Raw genomic sequence first — 15,971 nt, 5'->3', positions numbered from 1 at the left:
CGGATTGGGAGTGTCGCAGTTCACCGTTCGGTCACCCCATGGCCCGGGAATGAAACCGGACTGTAGTCCGGTTATCGTCACGTGAAAGCGGACGCCACCGCCCCACCGCACAAGGAGTGATCATGTCACAAACTCGCATCCTGGCTCTCGTCGGCAGCTTGCGTGCCGGTTCCATCAACAAGCAGCTGGCCGAGGCCGCCGCCCACACCGCCCCGGAGGGTGTCGAGGTCGGTATCTACGAGGGCCTCGGAGATATTCCTTTCTACAACGAGGACATCGATGTCGAGGGCCGTGTGCCCGCCGCCGCGCAGGCGCTGCGTGACGCCGTCGGTGCGGCCGACGCTCTGGTGTTGTTCGTTCCCGAGTACAACGGAACCATCCCCGCGGCGCTGAAGAACGCCATCGACTGGGCCTCGCGTCCCTATGGTGCCGGGTCGATCAAGGGCAAGCCGACCGCCGTGGTGAGCGCGTCGATCAGCCCGAACGCCGGGAAGTGGGCGCACGGGGACACCGTCAAGTCGGCCGGTGTGGCCGGTGCCGCGGTCGTGGAGAGCGCGCACCTGCACTTCGCGACCATCGGCCAGCGGTTCGGCGAGGCGCATCCGCGTGAGGATGCCGAGGCGCTCACCCAGCTCGCCGCCGTGGTGACCGATCTGGTGGCGGCCGTACGCGAATCGGTCGACGCCTGAGCGCGAGCCGACACCGTCCCGAATTTCGCCTCGAGGGGCCGCACCGCTGTGGTGCGGCCCCTCGGCGTCGTCGGGCCGGACATCGTCCGGTTGTCGGCCGGTCACTTCACGGCGTGATCCGCGCCCTAGGGGGCGGGGCACTCGGTCTATAGGATATGAAAACCATTTCCAATAGAAGGAGTGAGAAGGATATGAAGGTGCGGAACTCGTTGCGCTCACTGAAGAGCAAGCCGGGTGCACAGGTCGTGCGCCGCCGGGGTAAGACGTATGTGATCAACAAGAAGGATCCGCGATTCAAGGCCCGCCAGGGCTGACTGTCACGGCCTGCGGGGCCGACCGTGCGACACGCCGGAATCGACGGCCGGATGTCGAGCCTGCTCTCCGGAGCGGTGACGGCATCCGGTCGTTCTGCTGTGCCGGGTGGGTGTCGGAGAGGTGCCTGTGACCGGTGTGACCAGAGGTGGAATTGGGTTTGCTGGGGGAGAGCTGCGACACAAAATCGTGATCTGCGCCACTGTCGTGTCGGGTTGCGAATCAACTGTCCTGGTACTTACGACCGCCGAATTCCATCTTTGTGGTTCGCAACATGTCGTGTTGTAGGAAACTGTCGGCCACTAGGTGTAGTGTCTTGAGCACTGGAAGGGGAGACGGATTCCGAGCCGATCACGGCAGGGAAATTGCCCCTACTGCTCCTTCTTCCAGGGGTTTGCGCAGTACCAGATGGATCGTGCTCAGTACGGATGCTCAGTGCAGATGGCAATCGATTCAAGACTGCATCGGATAAGGCAAGGAGAGAGGGTCACCCATGAGTATCACGGTCTACACCAAGCCCGCTTGTGTCCAGTGCAATGCCACCTACCGTGCGCTCGACAAGGCCGGTGTGGAGTACGAGATCATCGACATCTCCGAGAACCCCGAGGCCCGCGATTACGTGATGGCAATGGGTTATCTGCAGGCCCCTGTCGTCGTCGCCGGCGACGACCACTGGTCCGGTTTCCGTCCGGACCGCATCAAGTCCCTGGTGACCGCCGCGGCCTGATCCGCCGGTCATCGTTCGTCCGATGATGGGAAGGGGGAGTGGGATGGCTGGGTTGTCCGGGGAAGGAGCCCAATCGACGCCCGCTCTGGTCTACTTCTCGAGCGCGTCGGAGAACACGCACCGCTTCGTCGAGCGGCTGGGTTTGCCCGCCGTTCGCATTCCGCTCCACACCGCCGATTCGCTGCGCGTCGATGCGCCCTATGTGCTGATCTGTCCCACCTACGGTGGCGGCCGGCACGTCTTCGACGCGCAGCGCGGCGAGGGAGCATCCGGTCGCTCGGACAAGGAATTCGTGCCCAGACAGGTGGCGAAGTTCCTCAACGATCCGCATAACCGCGCGCTGCTGCGCGGGGTGATCGCGGCCGGAAACACGAACTTCGGCGATACGTATTGCTATGCGGGAGAGGTGATCTCGCGCAAATGCGGGGTGCCTTACCTGTATCGCTTCGAACTGATGGGAACCGCCGAGGACGTCGAGCGCGTCCGAGAGGGATTGGGATTGTTTTGGCAACGACAACAGCACCGGCCGGAAAGACGGCCCGCCTAGAGCGCCCGGTCAGCAACGAGACCGCCACCGACGGTCTGGACTACCACGCGCTCAACGCGATGCTGAACCTGTACGGACCGAACGGCGAGATTCAGTTCGACAAGGATGTCGCCGCCGCCCGGCAGTACTTCCTGCAGCACGTCAACCAGAACACCGTGTTCTTCCACAATCTCGACGAGAAGCTCGACTACCTCGTGGAGGAGAACTACTACGAGGCCGAGGTGCTGGATCGGTACAGCCGGGCCTTCGTCAAGAAGCTGTTCCAGCAGGCCTACGCCAAGAAGTTCCGGTTCCCGACCTTCCTGGGCGCGTTCAAGTACTACACCTCCTACACGCTCAAGACTTTCGACGGTAAGCGCTATCTGGAGCGGTTCGAGGACCGTGTCTGCATGGTCGCGCTGACCCTGGCCGACGGTGACGAGGTCCTGGCGCAGCGGTTGGTCGAGGAGATCATCGACGGCCGCTTCCAGCCGGCGACGCCGACCTTCCTGAATTCGGGTAAGAAGCAGCGCGGTGAGCCCGTGAGCTGCTTCCCCGCAGGAACTCCGGTGGATACCAGTGTCGGCCCGCGCCCGATCGAGAGCCTGCGTCCAGGGGATCTCGTGTTGTCGCACGACGGTTCCTATGCCGAGGTCGAGAAGCTGATCGAGAATCCGAACGATCAAGCGCTGGTGTCGATTTCGCATTTCGGTCACAAGGAGCCGATCAGGTGCACTCCGGAGCATCCGATTCTGGTGTGGACCAGCCGTGACGTCGAGACCATCATCGACGGTGACGGTGCCGATCCGTTCCGTGGGTTCGTGTGGCTGGCCGCGCAGGATGTGCATCCGTCCGATTTCATCGTGACGACTGCGCCGATGGATACGCGTGAGCGCCGGAGCTTCGACATGATGGAGTTCACGGGGAGGGGCATCTACGAAGAGTCCGACGGGCTGGTCCGCAAGGTGAATGCGGATGCCAAGCACCGCAACAAGCAGCGGTACAGTCAGGCGTTCGTGCCGGTCAATCGGTACATCGAGGAGTCACATGAACTCGGCCTGATTCTCGGCTGGTACCTCGCCGAGGGGCATGTCTCCAAGCGTTCCGGTGTGGAGGATGTGCAGCCGAACGGTGTGCACTTCACCCTGGGCGCACATGAAGTCGAATATCATGCCGAACTTGGTATGGCGTTCAAGCAGGTGTTCGGGACGAACCTGTCCCTGCACACCAACCACTCCGATCACTCCACTCGTATGGTCTGCAACAGCAAAGCCGTTGCGTCATTGTTGTTGTCGATGGCAGGGACCGGATATGCCACCAAGCGGCTGTCGCACGGGGTCATGACGGCTGATGACGATTTTCTGCGCGGTCTGGTCGGTGGACTGTTCCGTGGTGACGGATGCACGACCACCGGTGGCATGGTTCTCGACCTGGTCAATCCGGAACTGATCGACCAGGTACAGCTGATCCTGCGCCGTCTCGGCATCGTGTCGGTGGTTCGCACCTACCTCAACCAGGCCGGTAACCCGACCGGGCAGGTATTTGTGCCAGGCCTGCCCGGAACCAACGAAGAGTTCATCTTCGACATCGGCAAGAACCTGCACAACTACGCCGGGCGGAAAGGAACGAAGCGCACGACGTATCAGGTCGTCCACGGTCGCCACGTCTACGGCGTCCGCGCGATCGAGCGTACGTCGGACATCCCGCAGAACGTGTACAACCTGCACGTAGCAGGTACTCACACCTATTCGATCCATGGCACGGTTGTGCATAATTGCTTCCTGCTGCGCATCGAGGACAACATGGAGTCCATCGGGCGCTCCATCAACTCGGCGCTGCAGCTGTCCAAGCGTGGTGGCGGAGTCGCGCTGTTGCTCAGCAATATTCGTGAGCACGGCGCGCCGATCAAGAAGATCGAGAACCAGTCCTCGGGCGTCATTCCGATCATGAAGCTGCTCGAGGATTCGTTCTCCTACGCCAACCAGCTCGGTGCGCGTCAGGGCGCGGGTGCGGTGTATCTGCACGCCCACCACCCCGACATCTACCGCTTCCTCGACACCAAGCGCGAGAACGCGGACGAGAAGATCCGCATCAAGACGCTCTCGCTGGGTGTGGTGATCCCCGACATCACCTTCGAGCTGGCGAAGAAGAACGAGGACATGTACCTGTTCTCGCCGTACGACGTCGAGCGCATTTATGGGACGCCTTTTGCTGATGTGAATGTCACCGAGAAGTACTACGAGATGGTCGACGACGGGCGCATCCGCAAGTCGAAGATCAATGCGCGCGAGTTCTTCCAGACCATCGCCGAGCTGCAGTTCGAGTCCGGATATCCGTACATCATGTACGAGGACACCGTGAACCGGGCCAACCCGATCAAGGGCAAGATCACCCACTCCAACCTGTGCTCGGAAATCCTGCAGGTCTCCACCCCGTCGGTGTTCAACGACGATCTGTCCTATGCCACCGTCGGCAAGGACATCTCCTGCAACCTCGGCTCCCTCAATATCGCCAAGGCGATGGACTCACCGGATTTCGGGCAGACCATCGAGACCTCGATCCGCGCGCTGACCGCCGTCTCGGATCAGACCCACATCTACTCGGTGCCCTCGATCGAACAGGGCAACAACCAGTCCCACGCCATCGGCCTCGGTCAGATGAACCTGCACGGGTACCTGGCGCGCGAGCGGGTCCACTACGGATCCGAGGAGGGTGTGGACTTCACGAACATCTACTTCTACACCGTCGCGTTCCACGCGGTGCGGGCCTCGAACCTGCTCGCCATCGAGCGTGGCACCGCCTTCGGTGGTTTCGCCGATTCGAAGTACGCCAGCGGCGAGTACTTCGACAAGTACACCGAACAGGTGTGGGAGCCGAAAACCGAACGCGTGCAGCAGATCTTCGCCGAGGCGGGTGTGCACATCCCGACCCAGGAGGATTGGCGCGAGCTGAAGTCCTCGGTCATGGCGCACGGGATCTACAACCAGAACCTGCAGGCCGTACCGCCGACCGGGTCCATCTCCTACATCAACAACTCCACCAGCTCGATCCACCCGGTGGCATCGAAGATCGAGATCCGTAAGGAAGGCAAGATCGGCCGCGTCTACTACCCGGCTCCCTTCCTCACCAACGACAATCTCGAATACTTCGCCGACGCCTACGAGATCGGCTACGAGAAGATCATCGACACCTACGCCGCGGCCACCCAGCACGTGGATCAGGGCCTGTCGCTGACCCTGTTCTTCAACGACAGCGCCACCACTCGCGAGGTCAACCGGGCCCAGATCTACGCCTGGCGCAAGGGCATCAAGACGCTGTACTACATCCGCATCCGCCAGATGGCTCTGGAGGGTACCGAAGTAGAGGGCTGCGTCAGCTGCATGTTGTAGAGGTTCGGCTCGGTCGCCGGCCGGGGGAGCAACCCCCGGCCAGCGTTTTGTTTCAGGTGTCACGTAGCGGCTCTTGCGACGAGACGGGCGCGACTGGGCATCGCAGCCGAGGTGTTCGGCGAGGCCGAGGACCACCCGGTGACGGTGACTCGGCGCGACGGTGAGGCTCTCGTGCTCATGTCTCGGCGCGAGGCGGAAGGCCGCGCCCGCTTGCTCGAGTTCGCCGCACAGCTCATCGGGGTGGCGGTGGACGACGACGGTCCGCTCGCCGAGCCACGAGAGGTGGCAGCACACGCCGACGATCAAGGGCACCGCGCGCATCTGGTTCTTCGTCGGCGAGCGCACGGTGTACTTGGAGCAGGTGCATACCAGCCACCCGAACGAGACGAAGTAGCGGAGTTCCTCACGCCGGCGTCGGCGGGGCTACGCACCCATCTTGCCGAGGCGCAACTCGGTGTCCTCCAGAAGAACTCCCGGTGGTCGTGTACCACTTCGAAGTCGAAGCGGCGATGCGCGCGGGCTGCGACGACTCGGTTCGGCATTACGGCCCGCAGAGGTGTAACCTGCATGCGGGCGCACTGCGTCCAGATGATGATCTTGCGATGGTGCAGGTCATCGGGGTTGCCGGGAGGGCGCCCGAACATTCTTTTGACGGTGAAGTGCTGGCGATGAGGAGGTGGGTAGCTGTGCGTAGCGAACCCCCGAGTCGAAGGCCGCGCGGCGCCGTCCTCCTGTTCTGCCGGTAGAGCTTTCGGTGGCGAGGTCGGTGCCTCGCGGTGTGAATCCGTGATTCCCGTACCCACTCGCTGTATGCCGAGGTTCTGTCATGTCGCCGACCGATCTGTACTTTGCCGCGCCCGCGCGTTCCCGTGCCCTGGGTGACGATCACCCGTCCGTACCCGAAATCGTTGCCGCCGACGCCGTCGCGGAAACGACCCTTGCCGCCGTGGACGGGCCCTGCTCGCCCGGTGTCGGATCGGCGGGCGAATCCGGGAACGTGGCATCGGATGCCGCGGAATCGAGTGCCGCCGAATCGAATTCGGACCACACGTCGTTGTGGGAGCTCATCGACGCGCGCCGCGTCTGTGACGCGCTGACCTGGTTGGACGAGCACGCGCCGCATCGGATCGCCGATGAACTCGCGCGCATGGACGCGGTGCAGGCCGGTATCGCGTTCCGGCTGCTGGACAAGGACCGCGCGCTGGCGGTGTTCGAGGAACTCGAGCCCGTCGACCAGCAGCAGATCCTGTCCGGTATGCGGGATCAGAGCTTCCGCGAACTGATCGAGGGGATGGATCCCGACGACCGCGCGCGCATGCTCCGCGAGGCGCCGGCCACCGTCGCCAAGAAGGTACTGGCCGGGCTGAGCCCGCGCGAACGGCGGATGACCGCGGCTCTGCTGGGCTATCCCGAGGGTTCGGTCGGCCGGTACATGACGCCGGAAGTCGTTGCGCTGCATCGCGATCTGACGGTTGCCGAGGCGCTCGGAGTGGTCCGGGCCAAGGGCGCGCACGCAGAGACGGTCTACACGTTGCCCGTGGTGGACGGCGGCCGCCGGTTGATCGGGATCGTCGAGATGCGCGAGCTGGTGCTCAGCGATCCCATCACGCTGCTGACCGACCTCGTCGTCACCGAACCGGTTTTCGTCCGCGCGACCGATGCCGCGGAGAAGGCGGCACGGCTCATGCGTGAGACCAATCTGATCAACCTGCCGGTGGTCGACAGCGAGGATCGCCTCGTGGGTCTGCTCACCATCGATGATGCGGTGGAGGTCATCGAGGCCGCCGACAGCGAGGACGTGGCCCGGCAGGCCGGGGCCAGTCCCTGGGCCGGCCACTACATGGCCGCCGGAGTTTTCCAGCTGGCCCGCTACCGGGCGATGTGGTTGCTGTTGCTGCTGGTCGCCGCCACGTTGACGGTCTCGGTCACCGACGCGTTCGAAACGACGCTGGTACAGGCGGCGAATCTGGCGCTGTTCATTCCGTTGCTCATCGGCGCGGGCGGCAATGCCGGTGCGCAGGCGGCGACCTCGTGTGTGCGCGCGCTCGCGGTGGGTGAGGTGCGGGTGTCGGACCTGCTGAAGGTCATCTGGCGCGAATGCCGGGTGGGCCTGGTGCTGGGGTCGATGCTGGCGGTCGTCGGCATGGTCATCGGCGCGACCTTCGTCGGCGCGCAGATCGCGCTGGTCGTGGGCATCACCCTGGTGATCATCTGCGGCTGGGCGGCGACCATCGGCGGCACGATGCCGTTGCTGGCCAAGAAATTGCGCATCGATCCGGCGGTCATCTCCGCGCCCATGGTGACGACGCTGGTCGACGCGACCGGGCTGATCATCTACTTCACCACCGCGAAGCTCGTACTCGGCATCTGAGTGCGGGCTGCTGTCAGCTCGGAGCGGAAGAACTCTCGCCTCGGCGTCGGTGTGCTGCTCTGTTGCCCCGGCACCGAGCCGACAGTCGTGGCGAGACCCGAATCGGCTGGCGGGTCACGAGGTTCCGAGGGCTCGACGGCACCCATACTGATCGCATGAATATGCAGCTGCGAGCAAATTTCTTCCGCAGGACCGCGATTGCCGTAGCGCTCGCGGCGCCGCTGTCGCTCGGTGCCGCCGCGACGGTGAGCGCCCAGCCGGCCACGGTGTTCCCGGTGCCGGTGGTCACCGGCCCGGAGATCGGCCCGGGCGGGGTGCCCGGCGGTCTGTTCCAGACGACCTCGGTGACGGCCACCCCCGGCGACCGGCCGGGCACCGTGATCTTTTCGGTGGCCACGCCCGCTCCCTACAACACTCAGTACAACTATCGGTGGCTCACGGTCCAGTGGCGCAATCTCCGTACCGGCGCCACCGGTGCCGCCGATCTCCGGCATTGGGTCGATACCGGAAACACCGTGGACAAGTCCTACGCGGCGACGCTTCCGCTGCAGGTCACCGCGGACACCGGTTCCGGACCCGTCGTCGCGACCGTTGCCCACGAGCGTGAGCAGTACAACGCGCCACCCCAATCCACCGCCGTCGTGCCGGGTTTCGGCGCGATCATGGTGCCCTGAGGGCGATCCGAACTCGGGCTCGGCGCAATCCTGAGCTGCCCCGAATGGTGAAGCAGTCGGGGCGGCAACGGTTGTGGCGGTCGGCGAACCGCGCGGGGAGATGCTGTCGGTGAAGTGTGCACGGCTTCCGATGGGCGATCCGGAAGATTTCGGCAAACCCTCGGCATCGTTGCTGTCGCCGATGCGCCGGCACTGGCCTGTCGAGCGCGCGCTGGTCATTCCCCATCGGCCGCGATGTGGAACTTCCCACGCTGGAACGTATTTGCGCAGTACTCGGAAGACACAAGCCTTTGTGCTGTGCTGAAGCACAGACCACTAGGAGTAGTGTCTCGGCGTAGAATGTCCAGCGAAGCGGGAAGGGTGAGTGAGCGGGCGTGAAGCTGATCGATCGAGTGTCTGCGATCAACTGGAATCGGGTGCCCGACGAGAAGGATGCCGAGGTCTGGGATCGACTCGTCGGCAACTTCTGGTTGCCGGAGAAGGTTCCGGTGTCCAATGACATTCCGTCGTGGGCGACGCTGAACTCGCAGGAAAAGCAGCTGACCATGCGGGTGTTCACGGGCTTGACCCTGCTGGACACCATCCAGGGCACCGTCGGTGCGGTGAGCCTGATTCCGGATGCGCGCACTCCGCATGAAGAGGCGGTGTACACCAACATCGCGTTCATGGAGTCGGTGCACGCCAAGAGCTACAGTTCCATCTTCTCCACGCTGTGCTCCACCCGCGAGATCGACGACGCGTTCCGGTGGTCGGAGGAGAATCCGAATCTGCAGCGCAAGGCCGAGATCGTTCTCGACTACTACCGGGGCGACGAGCCGCTCAAGCGCAAGGTGGCCTCGACGCTGCTGGAGAGCTTCCTGTTCTACTCCGGCTTCTATCTGCCGATGTATTGGTCCTCGCGTGCCAAGCTCACCAACACCGCCGACCTGATCCGCCTGATCATCCGCGACGAGGCCGTGCACGGGTACTACATCGGGTACAAGTACCAGAAGGGACTCGAGGACCTCACCCAGCCCGAGCGTGAGGAGCTCAAGAACTACACCTTCGAGCTGCTGTTCGAGCTCTACGAGAACGAGGTCGAATACACCCAGGACCTCTACGACGAGGTCGGCCTCACCGAGGACGTCAAGAAGTTCCTGCGCTACAACGCCAACAAGGCGCTGATGAATCTGGGCTACGAGGGCTTGTTCCCGGGCGACGAGACCGACGTCAACCCGGCGATCCTGTCGGCGCTGTCGCCCAATGCCGACGAGAACCACGACTTCTTCTCCGGTTCCGGCTCCAGCTATGTCATCGGTAAAGCGGTCAACACCGAGGACGAGGACTGGGATTTCTGAATAACCCTCTCCCCGGACAGGCCCGGACATCATCGACGATGTCCGGGCCCTGTTCGTCTGAGCCCGGACGCCTGGTCCGCACGACCCGAATGCTGGGCCGCGGCTTGTCATCCGGCGATGCGGTCGATTCGGGACGCGAGCGCGGCGTAGTCGACGGGCCGGGTGGTGTCGACCTCGAGGGTGGGCGTCAGCCCGAGGGGTGTGGCGTTGCGGGCCCAGGTGTCCCAGTCCGTCGACAGGTGGTGGGCGTCGCGATGGAACTCCGGGCGGCGCCGGTTCGAGTAACGGGCCCGCGCGACCGGTGCCGGTGCGGCGCACCATATTTCGATCGTGCGGTCGGGCGCGGTCCGCTCGATCCCCAGCCGGGCGAATTCCGTATCGCGCGGTGCGAACCACCATGAATCGATGACGACGGAGTTCGGGGCCGCGCGTGCCAGGGCCCAGACGGTGTCCATGGCGATGCCACCCAGCTCCGGCAGGTCTGCGCTGTCGTCCACCCCGTTCGCCAGCGCCTCCTTGACGGCGTCCTTGGACAGGAATCGCGCGTTCAGGGCCCGCGCCAATGCTCGTCCGGTGGTCGACTTGCCCGATCCGGGGAGTCCGTTGACGAGGATCAGCAGCTTGCCCATCGGGGCATCATGCACGTGGCCGGGCCGGACTGTGCGGAGATGGTGTGTGGACCGCGGCGCCGGCGGTGGGGTGGGTGCGAAGCGGGCCGACCGCCCGGTATCATTCGAATATGTGTTCGAGTTCCGATCGGAAGGTGCCGGGTGAGGGTGGTGCGGCCGAGTCGGTGGCGCCGCGGCGGCTTCCGGCCGATATTCCGCGGACCGAGGGCACCGGGCCGGAACTGCAATATCCGAACGAGACCGGCTATTACTACCGCGTTCTGGTGCAGCCGCCCAAGCCGGTGTGGGTGCGGCTGGATGCGATCCTGATCCGGGATCCCGGTGCGCCGACGCATGTCAACGGGTCGGGGCTGGATATGACGGGGGAGCGGCCCGGCACGCTCACCCACTGGGTGCCCTCGTTCAGTGGTGATTGGCTGGGGCGGGTGAACTTCTCGGTGTGCTACGCGGACGGGCGGACGCCGCTGCAGCTGTCCGATCAACTCGTGCCCGCCTACGCCTTGCGGCCGCGCGGGGCGGGTGCCGATCCGCGCCGTCCGCCGCAGCGGAACTGATCGGATGTGGTTGCGCCGCCGGAAATCAGTCGGTGACGAAGCCGTTGAGCGTCTTGCGCAGATCGTCGAGGATCGCGCGGGCGGCGGTGAGGCCCGATCCGTGCCAGATATCGTCCTCGACGACGAAATCGCGCTTGTCGCTCACCGCGCTGAGGTCCTTCCAGTCGTCACCCTTCATGACCGACTGGGCATGGCTCTTGCCGTCCGCGCCGTCGAGCATCAGATAGATGATGTCGCCCTCGATCTTGTTGCGATCGGACTTCGTGGACAGGCTGTCCACCGTGAAGGAACGATCGCGCTGGGCGGTGGGGCGCTGCACGCCGGCGTCGGCGAGCACCTGGCCCGCGAACGTGTCGTCACCCTGGACCTGAATATCCTTGGCGGAGAAGCGGATCACCGATGCCTGCGAGAAGTTCGCGGCGATCGAGGCGCCCGTCTCGCGGGCGTCGGTCCGGTAGTCGGTGAGCGCCTGGGTTCCGGCCGACGCGCGGCCCATCGCATCGGCGTACCCGGTGAAATCTTCCTGCCAGCCGCGGTGCTCCACCAGGACCGTCGGCGCGACGCCGCGCAGTGCGCCGGGATCGCCGTCGCCGGCGCTGCCCAGAATCAGATCCGGATGCAGTTCGGCGATCTTCGCGGTGTCGACCGCACCCGTGCTGCCGACGCCGGGGATCTTCAGTACGCCGGTGCCCAGATAGTTCGGCTGGGTCACCGGCCCGGCCAGGGTGGTGGTGCCGACGACACGCTCCCACAACCCCACCGCGCACACCGCGTCCAGCGCCGCGGTATCCAGTACGACAATCCGTTTCGGATCGGCCGGGACCTGTGTGCCCGCGACGGTACGGGTCCCGGTTGCCTGATCGGGTGCGCTGGGCAGCGCGCACGCGCGGGTGGTGTCGCGCTCGATCCCGACCACACTCGCGCCGGCGATATTGGTGGTGGTCCGGACGATGGAACTCGCCGCGTCGTCGCCGCCGGTTCCGCAGCCGGACACCACGGCGACCAGGGCGCCGACCGCCGCCGCGCCGATCGACAGCCGACGCGCGCTGGCGCGCTTGCGGGTCTTGGGGTTTCGGGCGGAGACGCGTTCGCTCACCGGCATGCAGCGTAGGGTACATGCGCTTGCCCGGCGCGCCCCGCCGCCCTGGGCCGATCAGGTCGTCGTGATCCCTTCCGAGGGCAATTACGACACAGAGTAGGACCCGTTCGGACGCTTGTGGCGCCACGGTTTACGATGCCTTTAGCGCAAGCCACCGTCGTTTCGTCATGCACCGGAACGCACGAGCGTGCGAAACGAGCAGAAGGCACACCTTCAGGAGGATCAGTGACTGCTGTAGAGCCCCAGCCAGTCCCCAAGTTGGAAGCGACGCGGCCGTATCCGGCGCGGCTGGGCCCTAAGGGGTCGTTCATCTACAAGGCCGTCACCACGACCGACCCGAAGGTCCTCGGTGTGATGTACCTGGTGACGGCGATGTCGTTCTTCATGATCGGCGGCCTGATGGCGCTGCTGATGCGTGGTGAGCTCGCTCGCCCGAATCTGCAGTTCCTGTCGCCGGAACAGTTCAACCAGCTGTTCACCATGCACGGCACGATCATGCTGCTGTTCTACGCCACCGCGATCGTGTTCGGTTTCGCCAATATCGTGCTGCCGCTGCAGATCGGCGCACCCGATGTCGCTTTCCCGCGCCTGAACGCGTTCAGCTACTGGCTGTACCTGTTCGGTGCGACCATGGCGACCGCGGGCTTCATCACCCCCGGTGGCGCCGCCGACTTCGGCTGGACCGCCTACACCCCGCTGTCGGACATCGTGCACTCCCCGGGTGTCGGCGCCGACCTGTGGATTCTGGGTCTGGCCGTTTCCGGTCTGGGCACCATTCTCGGTGGTGTCAACATGCTGACCACCGTCGTCTGCCTGCGTTGCCCGGGTATGACCCTGTTCCGGATGCCGATCTTCACCTGGAACATCGCCGTCACCAGCGTCCTGGTCCTGCTGGCCTTCCCGCTGCTGACCGCCGCGCTGATGGCACTGGCCTACGACCGCCACCTGGGTGGCCACATCTACGACCCGGCCACCGGTGGTTCGCTGCTCTACCAGCATCTGTTCTGGTACTTCGGTCACCCCGAGGTGTACATCATCGCGTTGCCGTTCTTCGGCATAGTCTCCGAGATCTTCCCGGTCTTCAGCCGTAAGCCGATCTTCGGTTACACCACGCTGGTGTACGCCACCCTGGGTATCGCCGCGCTGTCGATCGCGGTGTGGGCGCACCACATGTACGCCACCGGCGCGGTGCTGCTGCCGTACTTCTCGTTCATGACCTTCCTGATCGCGGTGCCCACCGGTGTGAAGTTCTTCAACTGGATCGGCACCATGTGGAAGGGGCAATTGACCTTCGAGACACCGATGTTGTGGTCTGTCGGCTTCCTGGTGACCTTCCTGTTCGGTGGTCTGTCGGGTGTCATCCTGGCCAGCCCGCCGCTGGACTTCCACGTGTCCGACACCTACTTCGTCGTCGCGCACTTCCACTACGTGCTCTTCGGCACCATCGTGTTCGCGACCTTCGCGGGTATCTACTTCTGGTTCCCGAAGATGACCGGCCGCATGATGGACGAGCGTCTGGGCAAGTGGCACTTCTGGGCGACGCTGGTCGGCTTCCACACCACCTTCCTGGTGCAGCACTGGCTGGGCGCCGAGGGCATGCCGCGTCGGTACGCCGACTACCTGCCGACCGACGGTTTCACCACGCTGAACACCATCTCCACGATCGGTGCCTTCATCCTCGGTGCCTCGACGCTGCCGTTCATCTGGAACGTCTTCAAGAGCTACCGCTACGGCGAGGTCGTGACCGTCGACGATCCCTGGGGTTACGGCAACTCCCTCGAATGGGCCACCACCTGCCCGCCGCCGCGGCACAACTTCTACGAGCTGCCGCGGATCCGGTCCGAGCGTCCGGCATTCGAGCTGCACTACCCGCACATGGTGGAGCGCATGCGGGCCGAGGCCCACGTGGGCTGGGGCTCCAAGTCCCACCATGTGGCCGAGCTCGAGAAGGTGTCGAGCTAGTACCACACCCGAACGCGGCGGTCGTCCTCGAGACGGCCGCCGCGTTCGGCGTTTCCGGGGATTTCGGGCGCGGTACCGCGCGCGCCGGGGACGGGATCCGACCTGAGAGAATGACCCCTGGCCGTCGGCGGACCCGCGATCGCCGGCCACTGGAGTTGTCACGAGAGATGGAGTTGCGCGTGGGCACGTCCGAGTCTGGTGATGGCACGCGCGCGGCGAGTGCCATGGAGACGACGGTGCTGATCACGGTCACCGGTCCCGATAAGCCGGGTGTGACCTCGGTGCTGCTGGCGGCGCTGTCCCGGCACGGCGTGAGCCTGCTGGACGTGGAGCAGGTCGTGATCCGGGGCCGGTTGACTCTCGGTGTGCTGGTGACAAGTCCGGGCGATCCCGAAGAACTGCAGGATCAGCTCGAGGAAGCCATGGCGACGGTCGGCATGGAGGTCGAGATCGAGATCGGCGCCAATTCGGTGTCCGGGGCGCCGCTCTCGACCCATGCGGTGGTGGTACTGGGCAGTCCGGTCACCGCGCGGGCGTTCAGCACGATCGCGCGCACTCTCGCGGCGCAGGGCGCCAATATCGACTCGATCCGGGGGATCGCCGACTATCCGGTGACCGGTCTCGAACTGATGGTCACCGCACCCGCGACGGCACCCGACGATACCGCCGCACTGCAGGCGCAAGCGGCTGCCGCCTCCGGCCCCGATCCGAGTACCGCTGTGTCGGATGGCGGTACTCGGGGGGCCTCCGTGGTGACGCAGGCTGCCGCCTCCGGCCCTGACCCGAGTACCGCTGTGTCGGATGGCGGTATTCGGGGGGCCTCCGTGGTGACGCAGGCTGCCGCCTCCGGCCCTGACCCGAGTACCGCGGAGACCCGGTTGCGCACGGCGCTGGCCGAGGTCGCCGCCAAGGAGAACGTCGATGTCGCCGTCGAGCGTGCGGGGCTGGCGCGGCGGGCGAAGCGGCTGATCGTGTTCGATGTCGACTCCACCCTCATTCAGGGCGAGGTGATCGAGATGCTCGCCGCGCACGCCGGTGTGGAGGACGAGGTCCGTAAGGTCACCGAGGCCGCGATGCGCGGTGAGATCGACTTCGCGGAATCCCTGCGGCAGCGGGTCGCGACGCTCACCGGACTGAACGAGACGGTGATCGATCGAGTGGCCGAGCGCATCGAACTGACCGCCGGTGCCCGGACCACCATCCGCACACTGCGCCGGCTGGGTTTCCGCTGCGGTGTCGTCTCGGGTGGTTTCCGTCAGGTCATCGAACCGCTGGCGCATGACCTGGAACTGGACTTCGTCCATGCCAACACGCTCGAGGTCGTCGACGGCAAGCTGACCGGCAAGGTGATCGGCGAAATCGTCGACCGCCCCGGAAAGGCCGTCGCGCTGCGACGTTTCGCTGCCGAGGCCGGGGTGCCGATGGAACAGACCGTCGCGGTCGGCGACGGCGCCAACGACATCGACATGCTCAACGCCGCCGGACTGGGTATCGCCTTCCAGGCCAAGCCCGCCCTGCGGGAGGTCGCCGACACCGCACTGTCGCACCCGTTCCTGGACGCGGTGCTGTTCATCCTCGGCGTCACCCGCGACGAGGTCGAGGCGGCCGACGCGCGCGACGGGTTGCTGCGCCGGGTGCCGCTGAGCTGACCGGCCGGGCGCGGCGGTATCGACGATTGCCCTCGACCGGCACGGCGAGGCGA

Annotated in this window: 12 protein-coding genes and 4 pseudogenes; 14 read left to right on the top strand and 2 right to left on the bottom strand. The window is 65.1% G+C overall.

From position 1 onward, the window contains the following. Positions 1-122: 122 nt before the first annotated feature. The 11 genes and pseudogenes from AB0L57_RS15710 (at position 123) to nrdF (ending at position 10,025) form a co-directional block, all read left to right on the top strand. Positions 123-689 (top strand): NAD(P)H-dependent oxidoreductase, encoded by a 567-nt coding sequence (locus tag AB0L57_RS15710; protein ID WP_364961867.1) that lies wholly within the window; start codon positions 123-125, stop codon positions 687-689. Positions 690-880: 191 nt separating this feature from the next. Continuing rightward, positions 881-1,003: a type B 50S ribosomal protein L36 gene (gene ykgO / locus AB0L57_RS15705; protein ID WP_025348247.1), complete on the top strand. Its 123-nt coding sequence runs from the start codon at positions 881-883 to the stop codon at positions 1,001-1,003. Positions 1,004-1,494: 491 nt separating this feature from the next. Further along, positions 1,495-1,728 (top strand): redoxin NrdH, encoded by a 234-nt coding sequence (locus AB0L57_RS15700; RefSeq protein WP_364961865.1) that lies wholly within the window; start codon positions 1,495-1,497, stop codon positions 1,726-1,728. Positions 1,729-1,771: 43 nt separating this feature from the next. Further along, a complete protein-coding gene (gene nrdI / locus AB0L57_RS15695; RefSeq protein WP_364961863.1) occupies positions 1,772-2,275 on the top strand; it encodes a class Ib ribonucleoside-diphosphate reductase assembly flavoprotein NrdI in 504 nt (167 codons plus the stop codon). Positions 2,276-2,310: 35 nt separating this feature from the next. Then, positions 2,311-2,808: pseudogene (locus AB0L57_RS15690) on the top strand (ribonucleotide reductase N-terminal alpha domain-containing protein); the annotation flags it as partial. Further along, a pseudogene (locus AB0L57_RS15685) lies at positions 2,797-3,774 on the top strand (LAGLIDADG family homing endonuclease); the annotation flags it as partial. The pseudogenes AB0L57_RS15690 and AB0L57_RS15685, both read left to right, overlap by 12 nt. Before the next feature lie 252 nt (positions 3,775-4,026). Continuing rightward, positions 4,027-5,643, top strand: a pseudogene (nrdE, locus tag AB0L57_RS15680) (class 1b ribonucleoside-diphosphate reductase subunit alpha); the annotation flags it as partial. 93 nt (positions 5,644-5,736) lie between these two features. Beyond that, a pseudogene (locus AB0L57_RS15675) lies at positions 5,737-5,916 on the top strand (prevent-host-death protein); the annotation flags it as partial. A 553-nt stretch (positions 5,917-6,469) separates the two neighbouring features. Next, positions 6,470-8,014, top strand: a complete 1,545-nt coding sequence (mgtE, locus tag AB0L57_RS15670) for a magnesium transporter (protein ID WP_364961861.1) — start codon at positions 6,470-6,472, stop codon at positions 8,012-8,014. Between the two features lie 155 nt (positions 8,015-8,169). Further along, positions 8,170-8,688 (top strand): hypothetical protein, encoded by a 519-nt coding sequence (locus AB0L57_RS15665; RefSeq protein WP_364961859.1) that lies wholly within the window; start codon positions 8,170-8,172, stop codon positions 8,686-8,688. A gap of 374 nt (positions 8,689-9,062) precedes the next feature. Next, positions 9,063-10,025 carry a class 1b ribonucleoside-diphosphate reductase subunit beta gene (gene nrdF / locus AB0L57_RS15660; RefSeq protein WP_364961857.1) on the top strand — a complete coding sequence of 321 codons (963 nt, stop codon included), beginning with the start codon at positions 9,063-9,065 and terminating at the stop codon, positions 10,023-10,025. A gap of 107 nt (positions 10,026-10,132) precedes the next feature. Here nrdF and AB0L57_RS15655 read toward each other — a convergent pair whose 3' ends face one another. Further along, the gene (locus AB0L57_RS15655; RefSeq protein WP_364961855.1) at positions 10,133-10,654 is read right to left on the bottom strand and encodes an AAA family ATPase; all 522 of its coding nucleotides are present in this window, start codon (positions 10,652-10,654) and stop codon (positions 10,133-10,135) included. A 110-nt stretch (positions 10,655-10,764) separates the two neighbouring features. Here AB0L57_RS15655 and AB0L57_RS15650 point away from each other — a divergent pair, with 110 nt between their 5' ends. Beyond that, a complete protein-coding gene (locus AB0L57_RS15650) occupies positions 10,765-11,208 on the top strand; it encodes a hypothetical protein (RefSeq protein ID WP_364961853.1) in 444 nt (147 codons plus the stop codon). A 25-nt stretch (positions 11,209-11,233) separates the two neighbouring features. On the opposite strand, the gene AB0L57_RS15645 is transcribed toward AB0L57_RS15650, so the two are convergent. Next, positions 11,234-12,310, bottom strand: a complete 1,077-nt coding sequence (locus AB0L57_RS15645; protein ID WP_364961851.1) for an ABC transporter substrate-binding protein — start codon at positions 12,308-12,310, stop codon at positions 11,234-11,236. A gap of 222 nt (positions 12,311-12,532) precedes the next feature. On the opposite strand from AB0L57_RS15645, the gene ctaD reads away from it, so the two are divergent. Both ctaD and serB read left to right on the top strand, forming a co-directional pair. Next, on the top strand, positions 12,533-14,269 hold the full coding sequence (ctaD, locus tag AB0L57_RS15640; RefSeq protein WP_364961849.1) for a cytochrome c oxidase subunit I: 1,737 nt from the start codon (positions 12,533-12,535) through the stop codon (positions 14,267-14,269). Between the two features lie 224 nt (positions 14,270-14,493). Next, complete coding sequence (serB, locus tag AB0L57_RS15635) at positions 14,494-15,918, top strand: phosphoserine phosphatase SerB (protein WP_364962421.1); 1,425 nt, start codon at positions 14,494-14,496, stop codon at positions 15,916-15,918. Positions 15,919-15,971 lie beyond the last annotated feature (53 nt).

It is taken from the genome of Nocardia sp. NPDC052254 (assembly GCF_040679495.1).
Classification (GTDB): Bacteria; Actinomycetota; Actinomycetes; order Mycobacteriales; family Mycobacteriaceae; genus Nocardia.
This window is presented reverse-complemented; position numbering and strand designations above follow the sequence as displayed.

What these genes read in the sequence shown, in the direction of transcription:
- AB0L57_RS15650 (WP_364961853.1), top strand. Translation starts at nt 10,765, where the DNA reads ATGTGTTCGAGTTCCGATCGGAAGGTGCCGGGTGAGGGTGGTGCGGCC.
- serB (WP_364962421.1), top strand. Translation starts at nt 14,494, where the DNA reads ATGGAGACGACGGTGCTGATCACGGTCACCGGTCCCGATAAGCCGGGT.
- AB0L57_RS15655 (WP_364961855.1), bottom strand. Translation starts at nt 10,654, where the DNA reads ATGGGCAAGCTGCTGATCCTCGTCAACGGACTCCCCGGATCGGGCAAG.
- mgtE (WP_364961861.1), top strand. Translation starts at nt 6,470, where the DNA reads ATGTCGCCGACCGATCTGTACTTTGCCGCGCCCGCGCGTTCCCGTGCC.
- AB0L57_RS15700 (WP_364961865.1), top strand. Translation starts at nt 1,495, where the DNA reads ATGAGTATCACGGTCTACACCAAGCCCGCTTGTGTCCAGTGCAATGCC.
- AB0L57_RS15710 (WP_364961867.1), top strand. Translation starts at nt 123, where the DNA reads ATGTCACAAACTCGCATCCTGGCTCTCGTCGGCAGCTTGCGTGCCGGT.
- AB0L57_RS15645 (WP_364961851.1), bottom strand. Translation starts at nt 12,310, where the DNA reads ATGCCGGTGAGCGAACGCGTCTCCGCCCGAAACCCCAAGACCCGCAAG.
- ykgO (WP_025348247.1), top strand. Translation starts at nt 881, where the DNA reads ATGAAGGTGCGGAACTCGTTGCGCTCACTGAAGAGCAAGCCGGGTGCA.
- nrdI (WP_364961863.1), top strand. Translation starts at nt 1,772, where the DNA reads ATGGCTGGGTTGTCCGGGGAAGGAGCCCAATCGACGCCCGCTCTGGTC.
- AB0L57_RS15665 (WP_364961859.1), top strand. Translation starts at nt 8,170, where the DNA reads ATGAATATGCAGCTGCGAGCAAATTTCTTCCGCAGGACCGCGATTGCC.